Source organism: Hyphobacterium lacteum (genome assembly GCF_036330345.1).
GTDB classification, from domain to species: domain Bacteria; phylum Pseudomonadota; class Alphaproteobacteria; order Caulobacterales; family Maricaulaceae; genus Hyphobacterium; species Hyphobacterium lacteum.
Window position 1 is genome coordinate 81320 of record NZ_JAZDRP010000001.1, and the last position, 21733, is coordinate 103052.

A 21733-nucleotide genomic window follows, 5' to 3' on the forward strand; every position below is an offset into this window, starting at 1 on the left:
CCGTCGCATATCACTCATCTGTTATTTTCCGCCAAACAGCTTGCCGCCGCGCTGCCACCAGCCCGTGCGCTTGGGCTTGTCATCTGCAGCTTCGCCTGAGTCAGTCTCGGCCGTGTCAGCCGCCTTGGCGTCATCATCGCTCTTCTTGCGGCGCGTACGCTTGGGCTTTTCCTCGGCCTTCGCTTCGGCTTCCTCGGCAGGCTTGGCCTCTTCAGCCGGAGCAGCCTCAGCGGCTTTCTTGCGGGCAGTCCGCTTGCGTTTGGGCTTTTCTTCGGCACCGGGTTCTTCCGGCTTGTCCTCGGTTTCAGCCTTTGGCTCGGTCTTGGGTTCAGCCTTCTTGCGAGGCGCCCGCTTGCGCTTGGGCTTCTCCTCGGCTTCGGCTGTTTCTTCCGGCTTGTCCTGGGCAACAGGCGTTTCGGCCTTGGCGTCGGTGTCCACCTTCGGCTCGGCTTTCTTGCGGCGCGAGCGGCGTTTGGGTTTTTCGGCTTCGGCTTCAGCGTCGGGTGCCGGCAAATCCTCGGCCGCCGCTTCCGGATCGATCACCTGCATGCCTTCCGGCGTTTCGTTATCGCTGCCGGATTCGGCGGATTCTGCATTTTCGCTATTCTCACCGGCTTCCGTATTGCGGTTGCGGCGCCGGCCACGTCCACCGCGGCGGCCACGGCGCCGGCGCTTTCTCGGCGCAGCGTCCTCATCATCCTCGCCGGAACGCGTTCCGCGGTTCTCGTCCTCGCCTTCGTCGTCTGTGCTGGTTTCAGCCTCGCCGGAGGCGTCTGCATCCTCGTCCTTCCGGCGGCGCCGGCGACGGCGGCGGCGCGAGGAATTGCCAGCATCATCCGGCTTGACGTCTTCTGGCGATACAGGAGTTTCCGCGACAGCTTCCGCGTCATCAGAATTGCCGCTGTCGCGGGTTTCCAAAATGTCGACCCGGAAATCCGGCGGGATCAGGTCCGGATCCGCCGAGATCAGCACGCGGAATTCGTAGCGCTCCTCCAGAGCCAGAACGTGATCACGCTTTTCGTTTAAAAGGTAGAGCGCCACATCAGTCGGGACATTGATGCGCACGCGGGCGGCGCGTTTACGCGCGCCTTCCTCTTCCAGCGCTCGCAACGCCACCAGCGAGCTGGACTGCGGCGTTCGTTGATATCCTTTGCCGCCACAATGCGGACAGGTGCGAGTCGAACCCTCCAGGATCGAAGTGCGGCGCCGCTGACGGGAAATTTCCATCAGGCCGAATTGCGAGATGCGGCCCATCTGAAGGCGCGCACGATCCTTTTTCAGCGCATCCTTCATCCGCTTCTCGACGGCCCGGATATTCCGGTTTTCTTCCATGTCGATGAAGTCGATCACGACCAGGCCGGCGAGATCGCGCAGGCGCATCTGGCGAGCCGCCTCATCGGCCGCTTCCAGATTGGTCTTCAGCGCGGTGTCTTCGATATTCCGCTCGCGCGTGGCGCGGCCCGAGTTCACATCAATCGCGACCAGAGCTTCGGTCTGGTGGATGACCAGATAGCCGCCGGACTTCAGCTGGGTTTCAGCGTTATAGGTCGCCTCCAGCTGGTCTTCGACATGATGCCGGACAAAGAGCGGCATCGGTTCCTTGTATTGCTGCACCTTCGAGGCATGCGAGGGCATCAGCAGTTTCATGAAATTCTTGGCGTCCTTGTAGCCGCCTTCGCCTTCCACCAGCACGATCTCGACGTCGCGATCATACATGTCGCGGATGGCCCGGCGCACCAGATCGCCTTCTTCGTAGACGAGGGCAGGGGCGACAGATTCCAGCGTTTTGGAACGGATGTCGTCCCAGACCCGGCGCAGATAGTCATGGTCACGGCGGATTTCGGCCTTTGTACGGCTGGCACCCGCAGTGCGGACGATCAGGCCCATACCGGTCGGCAGCTCCAGCTCTGAAACGATTTCTTTCAGGCGCTTGCGGTCGCCGCCATTGGAGATCTTGCGGGAAATGCCGCCGCCGCGCGGCGTGTTCGGCATCAATACGCAATAACGTCCGGCCAGCGAGAGATAGGTCGTCAGGGCAGCGCCCTTGTTGCCGCGCTCTTCCTTGGCGACCTGGACCAGCAGGATCTGGCGGCGCTTGATAACTTCCTGAATCTTGTATTTGCGGAAGAATTGCCGGCGCTTGCGGGCGACGGCTTCCATTTCGGCGTCGGTATCGTCCTCGCCCTGCTCGTCACTATCTTCGGCGTCGGGTCCGGCAGCTTCCGCCTCGGCGACAGCCTCTTCGACGGCTTTTTCTTCCTCGGCTTGCAGCTCGAGACGATCCTCATGCGGGATCTGGTAGTAATCCGGATGGATTTCGTTGAAGGCGAGGAAGCCGTGGCGGTTGCCGCCATATTCGACAAAAGCGGCCTGGAGCGAAGGTTCGACCCGAGTAACTTTGGCCAGATAGATGTTTCCGCGTATCGGTTTTTTCGACGCGGACTCGAAATCAAACTCCTCGACGCGGTTTCCTTCGACGATTGCGACACGAGTCTCTTCCGAGTGGCTCGCATCGATCAGCATTTTCTTGGACATTAAAATTGGCTCCTGCGCGCGTCCGGAGAGGACGCAGCGGCGCGGCGCAGCGGACAGACCCGATGTCTTCTATTGTGTGGGACTGGAAAATCGGCGCGACGCGCATGTTTAACTTTCCTCGTGCGATTTCAGCAATTTGCAGCTTCATCGCGGCGGTTCGGGTCGCAGCCGGATAGTGGTGGCTGCGGATAATAGCGTTTTGGCGATGACTCGCCTCGGCGCGCTCCGGACAAGGACCTCGGCCAGGCGGCGCAAGCGCTTCGCCTTCCGGAACGAGTGGCAACATGCCTTAAAGCTGTGAAATTGGAAAGCGCTTGTTCAGCAAGCCGGAATTTCCGTTTTCGTCAACCAAACGTCAATGCAAAGCGGGTAACACTACAAAAAAGCCGTGCACCGAATCGCGGCGTTTGCGATGGTGGAGTTATGGGCAGAACGTCCGGAATCCTTTTCTTGGCATTGATCGCGGCTTTTGCCAGCTTCGCGCCGGCTGTGGCTATCGATGGCTCGGAAATCCGTCAGGTCCGCTTTGGCGGTGGTGATGACGAGACCCGCGTGGTCGTCGAATTGTCCACCGATATCGAGTTTCGCGCCTTTACCGTTTCCGAGCCCACCCGCCGCCTGGTGCTGGATATTTCGCGCGCGGCCTGGTCCGTTGAAGGGCTGGAGACGGGTGAGGGGCTGGGCTTCGGCCTCGTGGATGATTTCCGCTTCTTTGACCGCTCCGCCGAGGCGTCCCGCCTCGTATTCGAGCTGGAAAGCCCGGCGGTCATCGTCAACCAGTTTGATATTCCGGCCAATGCCGACAATCCGCATCATCGCCTGGTAATCGATCTACGCCGTGTCGAGGCTTCGGAGTTCGAGGAAGAATCCGGTTTTCCGGAACCCTCCGATCTCAGCCAGCTGATTGCCGAGCGCGGCGATGCAACCTTTGCCGAACCGGAACGCGAGCGCCGCGTCATCGTTATTGATGCCGGTCATGGTGGTCATGATCCGGGCGCCTCGGCCAATGGCGTTGTCGAGGAGACCATCAATCTGGCCGCCGCTCTGGAATTGCGCCGCCGCCTTGTTGCGACAGGCCGTTATGACGTCATTATGACCCGTGACAGTGATCATTACCTGACCCTCCAGGAGAGGGTGAATGTGGCGCGTGCGGCCAATGCTGATCTGTTTATCTCTTTGCATGCCGACAGTGCCGGAGCCGGATCGTCGGCGCGCGGTGCAGCCGTTTATACGCTGTCTGACAGCGGTGCAGGCCGGGCTTCGCGCCTGCCGGAAAATGCCAGCGACTGGAACCATCTTTCCGGCGGAACACAGCCGCCGGTGGTTCGCAATATCCTGCTTTCCCTGTCTCTCCGGGAAAAACGCAACCGTTCGGCCATTTTTGCTGAGATGGTGCTGGATTCCATGTCCGAAGTCGGCCCGGTGCTGACCAATGGTCACCGCCAGCGCGGCTTTTATGTGCTGCTTGATTCGCAGGTGCCGGCGGTGCTGGTTGAGATGGGCTTCCTGACCAACCGTGACGACGCGGCCAATCTGAACTCGGCGGCCTATCGGGCCCGCCTGATGCAATCGCTCGCGGAAGCGGTCGATGATTATTTTGATCGCGACGATGTCAGTGATGACAATCCGGTGCGTTCGGCGCAGCTGACGCCGATCCCCTGATACAACTGAGGCGATAAACGCCTTTCACTCCATGCTGGGCTTCGCCATAATGTTGCCCGGTAAGACAGCCACGACTCGGGGTCGGACGGGAACGGCATGAAAATTTTCTCCTGGCGTAATTTCTTCAGACTGGTGATCTGGGGCGGTGGCACGGCCATTGTTCTCGGACTGATCGCGACGGTCGCGGCGGCCATCTATGTGGCCCGCCTGTCGCAGGATCTGCCGAGCATTGAGCAGCTGGCCGAGTACGAGCCGCCGATCACCAGCCGTGTTCACGCTGGTGACGGACGCCTGATTGCCGAATTTGCCCGTGAACGCCGGGTCTTTGTGCCGATCGACCGGATTCCGCCCAATCTGACCAATGCATTCCTCGCCGCCGAGGATGCCAATTTCTATGAGCATGGCGGCCTCGATTTCGTGGGCATTATCCGGGCGACACTCAACAATATCGGCAATGTGCTGCGCGATGACCGGCTGGAAGGTGCCTCCACCATCACCCAGCAGGTGGCCAAGAACTTCCTTCTGTCATCCGAACAGCGCATGGAGCGGAAAATCCGCGAAATGCTGCTGGCGCGCCGCATTGAGCGGGCATTCGAGAAGGACGAGATCCTCGAACTTTATCTCAACGAGATCTATTTCGGCCGCCGCTCCTATGGTGTGGCTGCTGCAGCAATGAACTATTTCGGCAAGTCACTGGACGAGCTGACCCTGTCGGAAAGTGCTTTCCTGGCGGCCGTCGTGAACGGGCCGGCCCGTTTCCACCCGATCCGCCATCCCGAGCGCACGCTGGACCGGCGCAACTGGGTCCTGTCGCGCATGGTCGCCGAAGGCTTCATCACCCAGGAAGAGGCCGAGGCGGCCGCCGCCGAACCCCTTCGTGTGATCGAGCGGTTCCGGGGAGAGGAATACCTGGCCGCAGAATACTTCGTCGAGGAAGCCCGCCGCCAATTGTTCGATACCTATGGCGAGGAACAGCTTTATAATGGCGGCCTGTCGATCCGCACCACGCTGGACACCCGACTTCAGCTGGCCGCGCGCGATGCGCTGCGTGGCGGGCTGGAAGCCTATGACCGCCGCCATGGATATCGTGGAGCGCTTGGCGAGATTGAGACCGGAGAGGGCTGGGCAGACAATCTGGCCGCCTTCGAAGAGGTCCCGCCCGACCTTGATGAAGGCTGGCTGACGGCGGTCGTTCTGGCAGTGAACGAGAATAATGTACGGATCGGTTATCTCGAGCCTGCGGAAGACACAGGTGACGACATCATCGATGTCGAGAACCAGGACGAAGCCGAAGAGGACACCGGTCCGGTCGCCGCGGAAGGCACGATTGCCCTTTCAGAGCTGGAATGGGCCCGGCAGGCGCTGGAAGACGGGCTGATGGGACCGACCATCCGCCGCCCGTCGGACGTTTTGTCTGTGGGCGATGTCATACTCGTTGAAGAAATCTGCAACGAGGAAGGCGAATGTCAGGGCTTTGCAATGCGGCAGGTGCCTGCAGTCAATGGCGCCTTGCTGGCGCTGGATCCGCATACGGGCCGCGTTCTGGCCATGGCCGGCGGATATTCCTTCCAGCAGAGCCAGTTCAACCGGGCCACTCAGGCGCGCCGCCAGCCGGGCTCGTCGTTCAAGCCCTTCGTCTACGCCGCGGCGCTGGACAATGGTTATACGCCGGTCTCGATGATCCTGGATGCGCCCTTCGTGGCCTCGGGTGGTCCGGATCTGCGTTTCTATCGTCCGCAAAACTACTCCGAGCGCTTTTACGGCATGTCGACGCTGCGTCTGGGGCTGGAGCTTTCGCGGAATGTCATGACGGTGCGCCTGGCGCAGGAAATGGGCATGGAGCCGATCTCCGAGTATGGCGAGCGCTTCGGGATTTATGACGATCTGGAACCGGTTCTGGCGATGTCACTCGGCGCTGGTGAAACCACACTATGGCGGCTGGTGACGGCCTATGGCGCGCTGGTCAATGGCGGGGCGCGTATCGAGCCGACCATTCTTGACCGCGTGCAGGATCGAAATGGCGAGACCATTTACGTTCACGACCCGCGGGCGAGCGATGATTTTGACATCGAAGAATGGACACCGGGCCTGACCGAGCCGGAGGTGCCGGAGCTGGGCGAGGAGGTGATCTCGCCGGTCACTGCCTATCAAATCGTGCACATCCTTGAGGGCGCTGTTCAGCGAGGGACCGGTAGAGCTTTGCGCTCGCTTGGCCGTCCGCTCGCTGGCAAGTCCGGCACGACCAATGATTTCCGCGATGCCTGGTTTGTCGGTTTCGGCCCGGACATCGTGGTCGGGGCCTATGTAGGGTTCGATACACCGTACCAGATGGGCTCAGGCGAAGCGGGCGGTGTCTTGGCCGCGCCCATCGTCCGTGATTTCCTGGAAGTCGCCCTGCAGAATTATCCGGTCGCACCCTTCCGTGTACCGGAAGGGGTCAGCCTGGTGCCAATCGACGCGCGTACCGGCGAACCGTCCGTTCTGGGCCGTCCGGGCACGATCCTTGAAGCTTTCCAGCCGGGCACCGAACCCAGCCGCTCTGGCGATTCCGGCGAAACCGGCCTGACCTTCACCGGCAGCTCGGTTTCGGGTGGCGATGATGACGGGGCTGACGACGAGGATCTCGGCGGCATCTACTGATCCTGTGCGGATGGCTGCAGTCGCCTGCTTGATAGGGCAGGCGGGCACGGCTATCCGGTGTGTGCAACTCTCATCGAGGCAAACATGCGTGCGGACATCCAAACCCTTTCGGACGAAATCCAGCGGTCGGTCGGACTGCTGAGGAGGCGTCTTTGACTGGGATACAGCTGAAAAACGTTTCGACGAGCTGACCGCGCGGACAGAGGATCCGTCCTTCTGGGATGATCCGCAGAAAGCCCAGTCCCTGATGCGCGAGCGTAACCGGCTGGAATCCGCCATGAAGGCGATCCGCGAGCTGGAAGGCGAGCTGGCAGACAATATCGAGCTGGCCGAGCTGGCAGAGGCCGATGGCGATGATGATTTGATGGAAGAGGCTGTCGCCGCGCTGGAAAAGGCGCGCGAGCGGGCCGGCCGCGCCGAACTGGAAGCATTGCTCTCGGGCGAGGCCGATTCCAATGACAGCTATCTGGAAATCCATCCAGGCGCCGGCGGAACAGAAGCCGCCGACTGGGCCGCCATGCTGCAGCGCATGTATTCGCGTTGGGCCAATGATCATGGCTACAAGGTCGAGGTGATCGAGGAGCAGGCCGGTGACGAGGCCGGCATCAAGTCCTGCACACTGCTGATCAAGGGCGAGAATGCCTATGGCTGGCTGAAGACCGAGGCCGGGGTCCACCGGCTGGTGCGGATTTCACCGTATGATTCCTCGGCACGCCGCCATACCAGTTTTGCCAGTGTCTGGGCCTATCCGCTGGTTGACGACACGATCGAGGTGGAAATCCCTGAAAGCGAGGTCCGCACCGACACCTACCGGGCGTCGGGTGCCGGTGGTCAGCACGTCAACAAGACCGATAGTGCGATCCGCCTGACCTACACACCGCCAGGCGAAGACAGCCCGATCGTTGTGCAGTGCCAGAATGACCGTTCCCAGCACAAGAACCGCGCCACGGCGTGGAACATGTTGCGGGCCCGCGTCTATGAGCTGGAGTTGCAAAAGCGTGAGGCGGCGGCTCAGGCGCAGGCGGATTCCAAGACCGAGATCGGTTGGGGCCGGCAGATCCGGTCCTACGTTCTGCAGCCCTATCAGATGGTCAAGGATTTGCGCACGAATGTGGAGACGTCCAATACGCAAGGCGTGCTGGATGGCGATCTCGACGAGTTCATGGCGGCCGCTCTTGCGGCCCAGCTGGGCGAAGAGACCAAAGAAAACGCCGCCGACTGATAGCCGGCGGCGCTTCCTTCAAACTTGTGTTTGGCCCTAGGCCGAGGACTTGGCTTTCGGCAGGTCCAGCGACGGGCTGGTCGACGAGCCCGAAGTGCTCGAGGACGAAGCGCCCGAGCTCATATCATTGCTCGGCTTGCTCGAAGAGCTGCCGCCGGACGGCGCGCTGCTGTTCGGTGCAGGCGCGGCCTTCTTGGCACTGCCGGCATCGGCGACCGGGTCGGACGAATGGCGGCAATGGCCATCGAAGAATGCACCGCTCTCCATCGACAGGGCCGAGTGAACGATGTCGCCTTCGATACGCGCGGTTGAAGCCAGCTGTACCTGGCGGGCCTTGATCGAACCTTTGACGCGTCCACGCACGATTACGGATTCGGCGACAACCTGACCGTCAACGGCAGCATCTTCGCCGATCGTCAGCGATCCGGCGCGCACATCCCCTTCGACAGTACCGTCGAGCTGGACTTCGCCTTCCGAAGTGATCGAACCTTGCAGCACCATGTCTGCGCTGATGATGGAGGGGGCTTTGGATTTCATAGCGGACCTTTTGGAGGGGGGCGGGGGGACTGCACCAGAAGTGCTGTCAGACTGGGTATCTTTAGTTCTGTTGAACATACTGTCCGGCTCTCATAAAGCGTTCGGGGTCTAGCGTCTGCCGATTGCTCCAGACTTCATAATGCAGGTGAGTGCTGGTGGAGCGGCCAGTGGAACCCATTCCACCGATGCGCTGGCCAGTTTGCACCGTATCACCGCGTCTGACGTCAATCGAGTTGAGGTGACCATAACGGGTCATGAACCCGTACCCATGATCGATCTCTACAGTGCGACCATAACCCGAGCGCCAGCCCGCGTAAACGACCCGTCCCGGCCCAGTCGCCTGGATAGGTGCGTTCCGGTAGGCCACAAAGTCCTGACCGGAGTGGAAAGCCGGGCGGCCGGTAAACGGATCAATGCGGGCGCCATAATCGCTGGTTTCACGGAATTCGGCACCGATCGGGATGTGCAGCGGCAGCGAATTGACGGCGGCTTCAATCTCGCGGGCCTCGATCAGGCGCGTTGCGATCCGCGCCACACGGGCCGAGAAGGCATCTTCCATGTCCAGTTCGGCACTGAAGGCAGAACCGGCAATCGACAGGAAGGGACCACCGCTTTCTTCATTCTCGCGGTTTTCGCTGAGAATTTCGTCTGGACGCAGGCCAGTGAGGCGCAGCACCGCGCGCAGGTTTTCCAACCGCGCTTCGGCAGCATCCTCGGCCTCGGCCAGCACAACATCCTGCTGTTCGATCAGCGAGGTCACGCGGTCTTCCGGTGCATTCGGGTCGGCGACCGAAAGTTCCAGTTCGTCGCGGGCGCGCCGCGGGGTCGGGTCTGCCGGGGTCGCCGCCATCAGCAGCCGGCCGCCATCGAGGGCTGGCGAGGGATCGTATTCTTCGCCGTCAATGTCCTCGACCAGAGCAATCAGCTGGCGAAGTGTCTCATGACGGGACTGAAATTCGTTGGCGGTTGAGCGGAATTCCTCAACACGGGATTCAAACAAGGCTTGGGTGGCAGCCTCATTGGCCATGGCTTCATTGACCATGCGCGAGGATTCCAGCCGGACCCGTTCCATCTCGGCTGTCTGCTGGGACATCTGGTATCCATGAAGCGCAACCGAAATCGTGGTGAAGCAAAGCCAGCCGGTCAGCGCCACAACGGTGCCCAGCGAGCCGACCTGCATCGTCGTGGTCAGTTCGAAATAGCGAACCTGACCTTCACTACGATGGTAGATCTGGCGGTTGGGGAACCATTGCTCAGCAATATCCCATACCTTTTGAAAGACGCCGGAAATCATACCGTCGGTCCGCACCTGTACTGTTACCACCCGATCCGCCGGGCATAGGACACGAAACAGCCCGACTTATCAACATTTCGTTATGCAATGCGCGGGCCAAATAACACATGAAAAATCAGTCAGAAAGCGACCGCACTGCTTCGAGCACTTCGGCGGCGTGGCCCTTCACTTTGACCTTTGGCCAGAGTTTTTGAATTAATCCTTGCGAATCAATCAGAAAGGTTGCGCGCTGAATTCCCATATATTTGCGGCCATACAGGCTCTTTTCGACCCAGACGCCGTAATCTTCTGTCACCTTGCCGTCCAGATCCGCGCCGAGCACGACTTTCAGATCATTCTTGGCCTTGAAATTGTCATGCCGTTTGACGCTGTCGCGCGACACGCCCACGACAACCGCGCCGGCCGCCTCGAAATCGTCTGAAAGCGCGCTAAAGTCGATGGCCTCGTTCGTGCATCCCGGCGTGCTGTCTTTGGGATAGAAGTAGAGAACCACAATCTTGCCCTTGAGATCCGCCAGGCTGACACGGCCATCTCCATCGGTTGGCATATCGAAGGCCGGAGCTTTCTGGCCAGCTGTGAGTTCGCCCATTTCATCTCTCCCTGTAGCGTTCGGGTGCAATAGTTTGGCGTCTGTCATACAAGATTTTCCGGTGAAGAAAGCCCCGCCGCCTGCACGAGTGACACCGTCATGATCAAACGCTCGCTTCGTGTCATCGGCCTTTACGCGCTTGAAGCGATTGCAGTTCTGTTCGCGCTGGTCCTTTTTGCAGGCGGAGCACTGCTCTGGCGCCTGGCGCAAGGCCCGATGGAGCTGGATTTCCTGATGGCCGATGCCCAGGAAAGGCTGGGGGCGGCTTTCGAAGGCGACCTGGTATCCCTGAGCTCGCTGGAAGCCCGCTTCGATACGGAGACCGGGTTATTGTTTATCAGCGCCCGTGATGTGACCGTGGCTGAAGAGGGGGGTACCGTCCTGACCCGGGCGCCACTGATCGAGGCCGGTTTCGGTCTCGATAGTTTCTTGTCTGGGCATTTCGCCCCCTCGCAGGTTGCCATTGAAGGCGGGGCCGTGGCGATTGTCCGCCGCGCCGACGGGGCGGTGGGGGCCGGACTGGGTACGCCGGAACGCGTAGCTTTGCAGGCTCGCCCGCCGGGTTCGGGCCGGGATGTTGATGCCATTCTCGAATTGCTCCGAAATCCTGGAGACAATGCGCTTCTCGGCCGTCTGACAGATGTCTCCATCCATTCCGCCTCGATCCGGGTGGTCGACGCGGTCAATCAGCTGGACTGGTATGTCGACGAGGCCGAGTTGCGTCTGGCCCGGGATGCTGAACGCCTGCGCGGCGATCTCGCAGGGCGTTTCGCGACGACGGCCGGTTTCGCCGCAGTCGCCCTGCGTCTCGAAGCCGGTGCCGATCTCGACACATTTCTGATGGAAATCCGGGCTGACAATCTGTCGCCAAGGGCAATTGCACCGCTGTCCGGACCGTTTGCATCGGCCGGGCAGATCAGCGCGCCGATCAACCTGGAAGCTTTTGCCAGCGCTTCACGCCGTGAAGGGATCAGGGCCGCCAGCGTGAATCTGTCGGTCGGGGCCGGGCAGATCGGCCGGGGAGAAGCCGCACAGCAGATTCGCGGGCTGACCGCGGTCATTGATTACGAACCTGTCGACGGCGCAATCCGGATATCCGAGCTGGACGTCGATAGCGACATTCTGGACACCAGCCTGACCGGCCGGATTTATGATCTGCGCGAGTTTGACGATGCGTTCCCGCGCCGCTGGCTTTACGAGCTGGACATTGAGGAGGGGCGGCTGGATCTGGGCGGCGTCTTCGAGGCGCCGCCGGAGTGGCTTGGTATCCGGCTGTCAGGCGAGATGAATGCCCGCGACTTCGAAATCGGCTTTGAGTCGCTGGTAGCGGAGATAGGCCCCATTACTGCACGTCTCGAAGGCCTCGCGCGCCTTCGCCAGCTGGAAACCGGCGAATGGTTGCCGGATATCCGTTTGACAGGGCCGGTCGAGGGCGAAATTCCACCCGATCTTGTGCTGAGGTACTGGCCGGTGGAGCTGGCAGACGGAGCCAGAGACTGGGTCGAGGGTGCCATTATCGGGGCGCGCATTTCCGATGCCGCGATTGATCTCGATCTGAATGCCGAATCCTTGCTGGCGGGACGCCTCGCCAACGAACGCATGGCTCTGAGTTTCGCGTTCGAGGATGCAGCTTTCCGGTACATTTCGACGATGACGCCGGTTACCGGTGCACGGGGCAGGGCCACGCTGTTTGGCAATTCATTCTCGCTGGAAATGAGTGAGGGGCTTATCGGTGAAACGCCGGTCCGGCACGGATTTGTCGATATTCCACGGCTCAATCCGAGGGGTGCTGTGGCCCGTTTCGGGGGCGAAGCGCGGGCCAGTGCGCAGGCTGTTCTCTCCCTGATCGACGAGGAACCGCTCAACCTGGTGTCGGATTATGGTCTCGACCCACAGGCGATTACAGGTCAGGGCGATGTGCGCTTTGAAATCCGGCGGCCGATGCTACGGGATGTCCCGGTGGAGGATGTCGGCTTCGACATTCATGCTGTTTTCACCGACGTGACGATGGATACCGGCGTGCGCAATATGGTGCTCACGGGAGGCGATGTTGAGTTGATCGCCACGCCGGATGCCATCGAAGCCGCCGGCACAGCCAGTCTCGGTGAGGCGCGGGCGCGAATCCGGTGGGTGGAGACGTTCGGCCTTGAAGACGATGCGTCCTCGACAGTGCTGGAACTGGAAGCGCAAGTGCCAGCGAGCGCACTCGACCGGTTCGGCCTTCCCGTCAGGCGTTATGTGGACGGTGTAATCGGCGTTGAGCTGTCAACACTTGGCGATGTCTTCGATTTCGAACGGATCACCCTGCACACCGATCTGACGTCCGCAGAAGTGGAATTGCCGGGCGGGTTTTTCGTGAAGCCTGCCGATGAAGCCGCCATAGCCAATGCCGAGATCGTCTTTACCGAAACGGGTGAGATCAACATTCAGGAATTCGATCTGCAGGCCGACGGTCTGGATGCAGAGGCAACCGCCCAGTTCGGACCGGATGGGCGTTTGCTGGCGGCAGATGTCTCCCGGATATTCATTGATAACTATATCGACGCGTCGGCCTCTGCCTCGCGGCTGGGCGGCGTTGAAGGACCGCTGGCCCTGGCGGTTACCGGTGCATATTTCGACGCGGCCTCGCTGATATCCAATCTATCCGATTTCTCGGGCACCGGGGGTGCACCGCCGCCGCTCGGTCTGACCGTTGCGCTTGATGAGGTCCGCGTCTCGCCGTCGGTCATCTATTCCGACCTGATGATTGACTGGCAGGCGCGCGAGACAGGCGAGGAAACACTGGTGCTGCGTGCTGATACAGGCGACGGCGAATTCGCAATTGACCTGACAGCGCCAGCCGGAGGCCGGCGGGAGATCGTCTTGAGCGCACCGGACTTCGGTGAATTGCTACGCATGCTGGATCTCTATCAGAATGTTGAAGGAGGTGCGCTGACCATCACCGGCTCGATGCCGCCGGCAGGCCAGGAGGGGCAGTCGGACTATGTCGTCAGCTCGGAAGACTTCACACTCGTTCGAATGCCTGTGCTGGCGCGCGTGCTGGCCGCCGGGTCGCTGCCAGGTCTGGCGGCCTTGCTGAGTGGAGATGGCGGTATCGCCTTCGAGCAATTACAGGCCAATGTCTCTATCCGCGATGACATCATTTCTGTTCAGGAGGCCAGAGCCTCGGGCCCGTCACTTGGCGTCACCACCGAGGGTGCAATCAATATGGCCGGTGAACGGCTGGCGCTGGATGGTGTTCTGGCCCCGTCCTACGGGCTGAACTCGCTGGTGGGCAATCTGCCACTGGTCGGAGAGGCACTGATCTCGCGGCCGGGGGAGGGTGTGATCGGCATTACCTTCTCGGTGGAAGGTCCGTTTGGCCAGCCGACCGTTATCGCCAATCCGCTATCCGTGCTGGCTCCGGGCGTGCTGCGGCGCCTGTTCGAAGGCACGGCCGCTGATCGTGAACGCGAGCGTCAGGGGCAGGATGAGGAGATCGACGATGCAGCGCCGGAAAGCTTGCCCGAAGACGGGATCGAACAGGAAAGCACCACGCCGGAAGAGCTGGTCCCGGATGATGAAGCGGAAGGCGTGCCGCCGGATGCCACATTGGAAGATAATCCGGCCGACGGCGATCAGCCCGGTAACCCCGATAATTGATCAGGCGGGCTTGCCCAGAGCGTGACGCTTCTTGCCGGCCGAGATCTTGATGGCGCCACCGTCGAGATCGTCCGCGGTGACCACGGCTTGTGTATCGCTAACGACCTCGCCGTTCACGCGCACGCCACCGCCCTTGATCAGGCGCTTGGCTTCGCCGTTGGACTCGGCAAATCCGGCCCCGGTCAGAAGGCCCAGTACCGGAAAGCCGCTGGCCAGCTCCGCAGAAGGGATGTCGAAAGACGGCAACGCGCCGCCAGATCCGCCCGCCGCAAAAGTGGCCCGCGCGGTCTCCTCGGCGGCTTTTGCGGCTTCCGCGCCATGCATCATGGCAGTGGCTTCATTGGCGAGACGGACCTTCACATCATTCAGCTCGGCGCCTTCGCGCTGTTCCAGCGCCGCGATCTCGTCGAGCGGAACATCGGTGAAGAGGCGCAGGAATTTGCCGACATCGGCATCTTCGGTATTGCGCCAGAACTGCCAGTATTCATACGGGCTCAGCAGATCGTCATTCAGCCAGACAGCGCCATCGGCGGTCTTGCCCATCTTGGCGCCTGAAGCCGTGGTGATCAGCGGCGTGGTAAAGCCGAAGACCGGCTTCTGGTCGATCCGGCGGCACAGTTCCACGCCATTGATGATATTGCCCCACTGATCACCGCCGCCCAGCTGCAGTGTGCAGTCATAGCGGCGCGACAATTCCAGGAAGTCGACGGCCTGCAAAAGCATGTAATTGAATTCGAGGAAGGTCAGGGGCTGTTCGCGCTCCAGGCGCAGCTTCACCGATTCGAATGTCATCATCCGGTTGATGGTGAAATGCGGGCCATAGGTCCGCAGGAATTCCAGATAGCCGAATTTCGACAGCCATTCGTCATTGTTGACGACGATGGCATCGGTCGGGCCGTCCCCGATCGTCATCAGTTTTCCGAACGGTTTGAGGATGCCGGCCAGATTTTCCTGGATGCGTTCCTCGGTCATCATCTGGCGCGACTGATCCTTGCCGGACGGATCGCCGATTTTCGTTGTACCACCGCCAATCAGGATGATCGGCCGGTGCCCGGTCTGTTGCATGCGCCGCAGCATCATGATCTGCACCAGCGAACCGACATGCAGCGAGCTCGCCGTTATATCAAAGCCGATATAGCCGGTGATCGGACCCTTCGCGGCTGCCTCGTCCAGGGCGTCGATATCGGTCGCCTGGTTCAGATATCCGCGGGAAACCAGTGTCTGGATGAGTTCGGACTTGTATTCGGTCATGGCTTCGGCCTGATTAGGGGTTGGCCGCGTCTTTTAGCGGTGCTTTTTGCAGGCCGGAAGGGGGCAGCATGTATCGCGTGATCGGATTGATGAGCGGCACCTCGCTCGATGGGGTCGATGCAGCGCTGATCGAAACCGACGGTGAGGCCGGCATCCGCTTCGGTCCGGGCGCCGAACATCCCTATGCAGGTGATCAGCGCCGAACCCTGCAGGAGGCGGTCAATGCGGCTATTGCCTGGCAGTTCGACGGGGCAGAGCCCGGGATTTTCAAGTCTGCCGAAGAGGCCCTGACGGACGCCCATGCGGCGGCGATCGGGAATGTGTTGGCCATGGCGGGCCTGACAGCCGCGGATATCGATCTGATCGGCTTTCACGGTCAGACGGTCCTGCATCGTGCGCCATCGGCGCAACGGGCAGGCGCCACGCGGCAGCTGGGCGACGGCCGGGCGCTGGCGGAGGCCGTGGGCATTGATGTGGTCTATGACTTCCGCACCGCGGATGTCGCCTCTGGTGGTCACGGCGCGCCGCTGGCCACCCTCTATCACGAGGCCCTGTTCCGCCGTGACTCCCTGCCGGGCCCGATAGCAGTGCTCAATCTGGGCGGTGTTGCCAATGTTTCCTGGCTCGGTGACGGGGATCCGAAAGCCTTTGATACTGGCCCCGCCAGCGGACTTCTGGACGCCTGGTGTGAGCAGACCATCGATCGGCCCTTTGACCGCAATGGTGAGCTGGCCGCGAAAGGGAAGGTCGACGAGGCGGCATTGGCGCAGCTGATGGCTCACCCGTATTTCCCGCTGCCACCCCCGAAATCGCTCGATCGTTGGGATTTTTCACTGGATCCGGTTCAGGGCCTGTCTCCGGAGGACGGGGCGGCCACGCTGACCGCCTTCACGGCAAGAACCGTTGCGGAGGCGATCGCCGGCATGGGCCAACCGCAGCGCGTGCTGGCCACGGGTGGCGGGCGCAAGAACCCGGTCATGATGGCGGCTATTGCGGCGCAACTGGGCCGGCCGGCAGAGCCGGTCGAGGCGGTGGGATGGAATGGCGATCTGATGGAAGCGCAGGCCTTTGCCTGGCTTGCTGTCCGGTCGTTGAAAGGATGGCCGCTCAGCCTGCCATCGACGACCGGTGTGCCGCAGCCGATGACAGGCGGAAAGCTGGCGAAGGCCGGTTAGCGCCGCGGGCGCTGGTTCTTGCGTTCCTCGATGACAATCGGCAGGCGGCGGTTGAGATAGGTCTCGATGCGCTTTTCCAGCTCTTCGAGATGATTCGAGAACATGTGACCGGCACCCGGCACTTCCTCGCGCTCGATCTCGATACCTTTCTGGACGCGCACCTTGCTCATCATGCGTTCCATGTCGTCGTAAGGGACGATCTTGTCTTCCGAACCGTGCAGAATGATGCCGGAGGCCGGGCAGGGCGCCAGGAAGTTGAAGTCATACATGTTGGTGGGTGGTGCCACCGAGATGAAGCCGGCGACTTCCGGGCGGCGCATCAGAAGCTGCATGCCGACCCAGGCGCCGAAGGAATGCCCGGCCACCCAGGAAAACGGTGCATTGTTGTTATAGGCCTGAACCCAGTCCAGAGCCGTCGCGGCGTCGGACAATTCGCCCAGCCCCTGATCATAACTGCCCTGGCTGCGGCCAACGCCCCGGAAATTGAATCGCAGGGTTGCAAAGCCGCGCTTGCGGAAAATGTCATACATCATGACCGAGGTATGGTTTTCCATATTCCCGCCGCCAAGCGGGTGCGCATGGCAGATCAGCGCGATCGGTGCGTTGTCGGCTTCACCCGGAGAATAGCGGCCTTCGAGGCGCCCTTCCGGGCCGGGAATAATCACGTCAGGCATGGCGAGTCCGTCTTCCTTTTATCGGTTTCCATACAATCCACTAGGTCTTTGAACTGCAACAAACCGATTTATTCATGTTTTCGGGCCGCAAAAAGTTGACTAAAACACTAGGAGAAATAACTCACGGCGTGTTTTGAGCCAGCCACCCGAGCAAGGCTGGGCGCGTGATAGCACACACCGCCTGAAAAATGCGAGGGTTTTGGGGAGTGAAGACATGAAGTTAAGCACCAAGGGCCGCTATGCCGTCATGGCAATGGCCGATCTGGCCCGCCGTTCTGCGAACGGTCCGGTCACCCTCGCGGACATTGCCTCGCGTCAGGCGATATCCCTGTCCTATCTCGAGCAATTGTTCGCCAATCTGCGCAAGGGCGGGCTGGTTGAATCGATCCGGGGGCCAGGCGGCGGCTATACGCTGGCGCGTCCTGCCGAAGAAATCCGAGTCTTCGAAATCATGTCGGCGGTGGATGAGTCGATCGACATCACCCGGTGTGAGGGCGAGACAAAAGGCTGCATGGAAGATGGCCGCCGATGCATTACACATGATCTCTGGGATGAGCTCAGCCGCCATATCTATCTCTTCCTCGGCTCGATCTCGCTGGAAGATGTGATTGCTGGCCGTGTTATGGGTACGGCGCGCGGCGCAAATGATGCGGCCACGGACTCTTTGGCGGCGCAATAGGAAAGCAGGCCAACGCACCAATGCCGGTCTATCTGGATCATAACGCCACGACCCCGGTTCGCCCGGAGGCCCGTGAAGCGCTCCTCGAGGCGCTGGACCGCTGCGGCAATGCCTCGGCGGTGCATGCCATGGGGCGCGATGCCCGGTCCTTGCTGGAAGAGGCGCGCACGCTGATCGCCCGATGCGTGAAGGCGCGCCCTGCCGATGTGGTGTTTACCTCCGGCGGCACCGAATCCGACAATATGGCCATTGATGGCGCCATTCGTGGCGGCGGTATCACGCATATCTTCCATCCGGTCGGCGATCATGAAGCGGTGGCGAATTTTGCCGCCACGACGGGTTTGCCGGTCGAGCTGATCCCGATCGGCGCTGACGGCGTGATCGATCTGGACTGGCTGCAAGACCGTCTGGATGCGTTTGGCGAAAGCGAGCGGGCACTGGTCTGTCTGCATGCCGCCAATAATGAGAGTGGCGTCATCCAGCCTTTTGAGCAGGTCGGGCGCATGGTGCGCGAAGCGGGTGGTCTCTTCCACATTGATGCGGTCCAGGCCCTGGGCAAGATCCCCTTCGATTTTGCCGCCTCGGGCGCTCATTATGCAGCCGTTTCGGCGCACAAGGTGGGCGGACCACAAGGCATTGGCGCGCTATTCATCGCCTGTGATGCGCCTTTCGAGGTGCTGCGCAAGGGCGGTGGCCAGGAACAGGGGCGCCGGTCCGGCACATCCAATGTCGGCGGCGCCTGGGCGTTTGCGAAGGCGCTGGAAGCCTGCCTGGCGGACACGGCGAAATGGGACGAGATCCGCGCCTGGCGTGATGAGATGGAATCCCGGTTGGCCGTGGCCGAGCCCGGTATCAGTTTTCTGGGGCAGGGCGCGCCTCGCCTTCCCAACACGTCCGCGGTCTGCATGCCAGGATGGCAGGGCAGCATGCAGGTGATTGCGCTCGATCTCGCCGGCTTCTGCGTCAGTGCAGGCTCGGCTTGCTCATCGGGGCGTGCTGCCATATCGCCGACATGGTCTGCCATGGCGGGAGAGGAAAAGGCCGGATCGACCATCCGCGTCAGCCTTGGCTGGAACACCACGAAGGCAGATGTCGATGCCTTCGTTTCAGCCTGGATCAAAGAATTTGAACGGGTAAAGCCACGCTTGAAGGAAATGGCGTAAGCTATTGTAATTGAATGCCAGCAGTTAAAGAAACCATCGAAGACGTCAAGCGCCTTGAAGCCGACAAGTACAAGTACGGCTTCACCACTGATGTCGAACAGGAAATGTCTCCGAAGGGCCTTTCGGAAGACACGATCCGGTATATCTCGGCCAAGAAGGACGAGCCGCAATGGATGCTGGACTGGCGTCTGGAGGCCTATAAGCGCTGGCTGGAAATGACCGAACCCGACTGGGCCAAGGTCGATTATCCGAAGATCGATTATCAGGACATCTACTACTATGCCGAGCCAAAATCTGGCGCAAAGTATGAGTCCATCGATGATGTCCCACCGGAAATCCTTGCTGATTTCGAAAAGCTGGGCATTCCGCTACGCGAACAGGAAGTCCTGCTGGGTGTGAAGGGCGCGGCCGAGACCGCCGCCCAGGCCCGCGAGAAGCCGCGTGTCGCCGTCGATGCTGTCTTTGACAGCGTCTCTGTGGCCACCACCTTCAAGGAAGAGCTGTCCAAGGCCGGCGTGATCTTCATGTCCATTTCCGAGGCCATTCGCGAGCATCCGGACCTTGTCCGGAAATATCTCGCATCGGTGGTTCCGACCTCGGACAACTACTTTGCCACGCTGAACAGTGCGGTCTTCTCCGATGGCACCTTCGTCTATGTGCCCAAGGGCGTTCGCTGCCCGATGGAGCTGTCGACCTATTTCCGCATGAATGCGGAAAATACCGGCCAGTTCGAACGCACCCTGATCATCGCGGACGAGGGCGCCTACGTCTCCTATCTGGAAGGCTGTACCGCGCCGATGCGCGATGAAAACCAGCTGCACGCCGCCGTGGTGGAGCTGGTCGCGCTGGATGATGCCGAGATCAAGTATTCCACCGTCCAGAACTGGTGGCCGGGAGATGAGAATGGCAAGGGCGGGGTCTATAATTTCGTCACCAAGCGCGCCGACTGCCGCGGCAAGAATTCCAAGGTGTCATGGACGCAGGTCGAGACCGGCTCGGCGATCACCTGGAAATACCCGTCCTGCATTCTGCGCGGCGATAATTCCGTGGGCGAATTCTACTCGGTCGCGGTGACCAATGGCGCCCAGCAGGCCGATACCGGCACCAAGATGATCCATCTGGGCAAGAACACGCGCTCGCGCATCATCTCGAAGGGCATTTCGGCGGGCCGGTCAGACAACACCTATCGCGGTCTCGTCTCGATCCACGCGAAAGCCGAGGGATCGCGCAATTTCACCCAGTGTGACTCGCTGCTGATCGGTGATCAGTGCGGCGCTCACACCGTGCCCTATATCGAATGCAAGACGCCGAAAGCCCAGCTGGAGCATGAGGCGACGACCACCAAGCTCGCCGAGGACCAGCTCTTCTATGCGCGCCAGCGCGGGCTGGACGAGGAAACCGCCACGGCCTTGCTGGTCAACGGTTTCGTCCGTGAAGTGCTTCAGGAATTGCCGATGGAGTTTGCGGTGGAAGCCCAGCAACTCCTCAAGGTCTCGCTCGAAGGGAGTGTGGGATGATCGAATTCGCCTTTGCCGCAGCGCTGATGGCGCAGGACGCAGATGCCAACGATTCCATCTTCGTTTTGTCGCCGCTTTCAGAAAACTGTGCGTCTCTGGATTCCAGCCAGCAGCACAGTGACTGTTACCTTATGCCCGCAGATGGTCGTGAACTGTTGATTTCATTTTCGTTCGAGGAGGGTGAGTGGTCCGAACGAGGCCGGATGATCGTTCAAGCCGCCCTGGTCTCAACCAATTCGGATGGCGAACGACAACGGTGCCCGGACGGCTGTCTGCTTCAAACCTTCTACTTCGAAACCGAAAGCTTCTTCTACCCGTCTCTGGCGGACATCAATGATGATGGCTTTCAGGACATCCGCATCCCACTGGTCACCGGCAATGTGAATACGGAATACGCGATCTTCATGGGCACGGAGGACGGCTTCCTCCATCAGCCCTGGCAGGTCAGCGGCTTTGCCGTGGAGTCGGCGAACTATGACAGCCTGATCGTTGCGCGTTCGCGCTCCAGCGCTGCTGAATCCTATGCCGAATTCTATCGCTTTGATGGCGAGCGCGTGATCGGCGAGGCCACCGTGCTTTTGTCCTTCATGAATGTCGAAAACCCCGACGACGGCCCGGACTGTTCCCTGGTCGATGGCGGCGAGTATGAGGGCGAGCATTATTACTGTTCGCTGGCGCTGAACCGATGAAAAAGCTGATCCTTTCATCCCTTCTGGCCGTTTCGGCCATCGCCTGTGCCCATGCGCAGGAAAGCCGCGACATGGAAATCTACCGCGTTGAAGGCCTGCCGGACTGGGCGCCGTTCAGCTCGGTCGTGCGCGCGGGCGACATGCTCTATGTCTCCGGCCATCTGGGCCGCCATCCCGGCACGACGGAGATCGTCGAAGGCGGGGCAGGCCCGGAAACCACCCAGACCATGGCCAATATCGAGACTTCACTGGCGCTGGCCGGCGCCGATCTGTCGGATCTGGTGACCTGCACCGTCTATCTCACCGACATGGCGGATTATCCGGCCATGAATGAAGCCTATGCCGCCGCCCTGAACGGGCATCAGCCGGCCCGCGTTACCGCCGGCATCCAGGCGCTGGCGCTTGGCGCCCGCGTTGAAATCGCCTGTGTGGCCTATGCCCCGATCGAGGAATGAGAATTGAGC

General features: G+C 60.9%; 16 protein-coding genes. 10 read left to right on the plus strand and 6 right to left on the minus strand.

Going from position 1 to position 21733, the window contains the following annotated elements; genetic code table 11:
• Window positions 1-21 precede the first annotated feature (21 nt).
• A complete protein-coding gene (locus V0U79_RS00425; RefSeq protein WP_330197484.1) occupies window positions 22-2535 on the minus strand; it encodes a ribonuclease E/G in 2514 nt (837 codons plus the stop codon).
• A gap of 450 nt (window positions 2536-2985) precedes the next feature.
• Here V0U79_RS00425 and V0U79_RS00430 point away from each other — a divergent pair, with 450 nt between their 5' ends.
• The 3 genes from V0U79_RS00430 to prfB all read left to right on the plus strand — a co-directional run bounded on the left by V0U79_RS00430 (window position 2986) and on the right by prfB (window position 8059).
• Window positions 2986-4197 carry an N-acetylmuramoyl-L-alanine amidase gene (locus V0U79_RS00430; RefSeq protein WP_330197485.1) on the plus strand — a complete coding sequence of 404 codons (1212 nt, stop codon included), beginning with the start codon at window positions 2986-2988 and terminating at the stop codon, window positions 4195-4197.
• Between the two features lie 96 nt (window positions 4198-4293).
• Window positions 4294-6837 (plus strand): penicillin-binding protein 1A, encoded by a 2544-nt coding sequence (locus tag V0U79_RS00435; RefSeq protein ID WP_330197486.1) that lies wholly within the window; start codon window positions 4294-4296, stop codon window positions 6835-6837.
• A gap of 84 nt (window positions 6838-6921) precedes the next feature.
• A protein-coding gene (gene prfB, locus V0U79_RS00440; RefSeq protein ID WP_330197487.1) for a peptide chain release factor 2 occupies window positions 6922-8059 on the plus strand; the annotation gives its coding sequence in 2 pieces (ribosomal slippage) (window positions 6922-6990 and window positions 6992-8059; 1137 coding nt in all).
• A 36-nt stretch (window positions 8060-8095) separates the two neighbouring features.
• Here prfB and V0U79_RS00445 read toward each other — a convergent pair.
• The 3 genes from V0U79_RS00445 to bcp form a co-directional block, all read right to left on the minus strand.
• The gene (locus tag V0U79_RS00445; RefSeq protein WP_330197488.1) at window positions 8096-8596 is read right to left on the minus strand and encodes a bactofilin family protein; all 501 of its coding nucleotides are present in this window, start codon (window positions 8594-8596) and stop codon (window positions 8096-8098) included.
• A 61-nt stretch (window positions 8597-8657) separates the two neighbouring features.
• Window positions 8658-9920 carry a M23 family metallopeptidase gene (locus V0U79_RS00450; protein WP_330197489.1) on the minus strand — a complete coding sequence of 421 codons (1263 nt, stop codon included), beginning with the start codon at window positions 9918-9920 and terminating at the stop codon, window positions 8658-8660.
• Between the two features lie 85 nt (window positions 9921-10005).
• Window positions 10006-10479, minus strand: a complete 474-nt coding sequence (gene bcp, locus V0U79_RS00455; protein ID WP_330197490.1) for a thioredoxin-dependent thiol peroxidase — start codon at window positions 10477-10479, stop codon at window positions 10006-10008.
• 99 nt (window positions 10480-10578) lie between these two features.
• Between bcp and V0U79_RS00460 the strand changes: the two genes are divergently transcribed.
• On the plus strand, window positions 10579-14121 hold the full coding sequence (locus tag V0U79_RS00460; protein ID WP_330197491.1) for a YhdP family protein: 3543 nt from the start codon (window positions 10579-10581) through the stop codon (window positions 14119-14121).
• Here the strand turns inward: V0U79_RS00460 and tyrS are convergent, their stop codons facing one another.
• The gene (gene tyrS, locus V0U79_RS00465; RefSeq protein WP_330197492.1) at window positions 14122-15372 is read right to left on the minus strand and encodes a tyrosine--tRNA ligase; all 1251 of its coding nucleotides are present in this window, start codon (window positions 15370-15372) and stop codon (window positions 14122-14124) included.
• 68 nt (window positions 15373-15440) lie between these two features.
• Between tyrS and V0U79_RS00470 the strand changes: the two genes are divergently transcribed.
• Entirely contained in the window at window positions 15441-16547 is a 1107-nt protein-coding gene (locus V0U79_RS00470) for an anhydro-N-acetylmuramic acid kinase (protein ID WP_330197493.1), read from the plus strand.
• Here the strand turns inward: V0U79_RS00470 and V0U79_RS00475 are convergent.
• On the minus strand, window positions 16544-17221 hold the full coding sequence (locus tag V0U79_RS00475) for an alpha/beta hydrolase (protein WP_330197494.1): 678 nt from the start codon (window positions 17219-17221) through the stop codon (window positions 16544-16546). The genes V0U79_RS00470 and V0U79_RS00475 overlap by 4 nt on opposite strands.
• Before the next feature lie 214 nt (window positions 17222-17435).
• Between V0U79_RS00475 and V0U79_RS00480 the strand changes: the two genes are divergently transcribed.
• Genes V0U79_RS00480 through V0U79_RS00500 form a run of 5 tightly spaced genes read left to right on the plus strand, consistent with a single transcriptional unit; the run spans window position 17436 to window position 21724 of the window.
• The gene (locus V0U79_RS00480) at window positions 17436-17900 is read left to right on the plus strand and encodes an Rrf2 family transcriptional regulator (protein ID WP_330197495.1); all 465 of its coding nucleotides are present in this window, start codon (window positions 17436-17438) and stop codon (window positions 17898-17900) included.
• Window positions 17901-17920: 20 nt separating this feature from the next.
• A complete protein-coding gene (locus V0U79_RS00485; protein WP_330197496.1) occupies window positions 17921-19063 on the plus strand; it encodes a cysteine desulfurase family protein in 1143 nt (380 codons plus the stop codon).
• Window positions 19064-19077: 14 nt separating this feature from the next.
• The gene (sufB, locus tag V0U79_RS00490) at window positions 19078-20580 is read left to right on the plus strand and encodes a Fe-S cluster assembly protein SufB (protein ID WP_330197497.1); all 1503 of its coding nucleotides are present in this window, start codon (window positions 19078-19080) and stop codon (window positions 20578-20580) included.
• On the plus strand, window positions 20577-21269 hold the full coding sequence (locus V0U79_RS00495) for a hypothetical protein (protein WP_330197498.1): 693 nt from the start codon (window positions 20577-20579) through the stop codon (window positions 21267-21269). The genes sufB and V0U79_RS00495 overlap by 4 nt, the downstream gene beginning before the upstream one ends.
• Window positions 21266-21724, plus strand: a complete 459-nt coding sequence (locus V0U79_RS00500; RefSeq protein ID WP_330197499.1) for a RidA family protein — start codon at window positions 21266-21268, stop codon at window positions 21722-21724. Before V0U79_RS00495 ends, V0U79_RS00500 begins: the two co-directional genes overlap by 4 nt.
• Window positions 21725-21733: the final 9 nt, after the last annotated feature.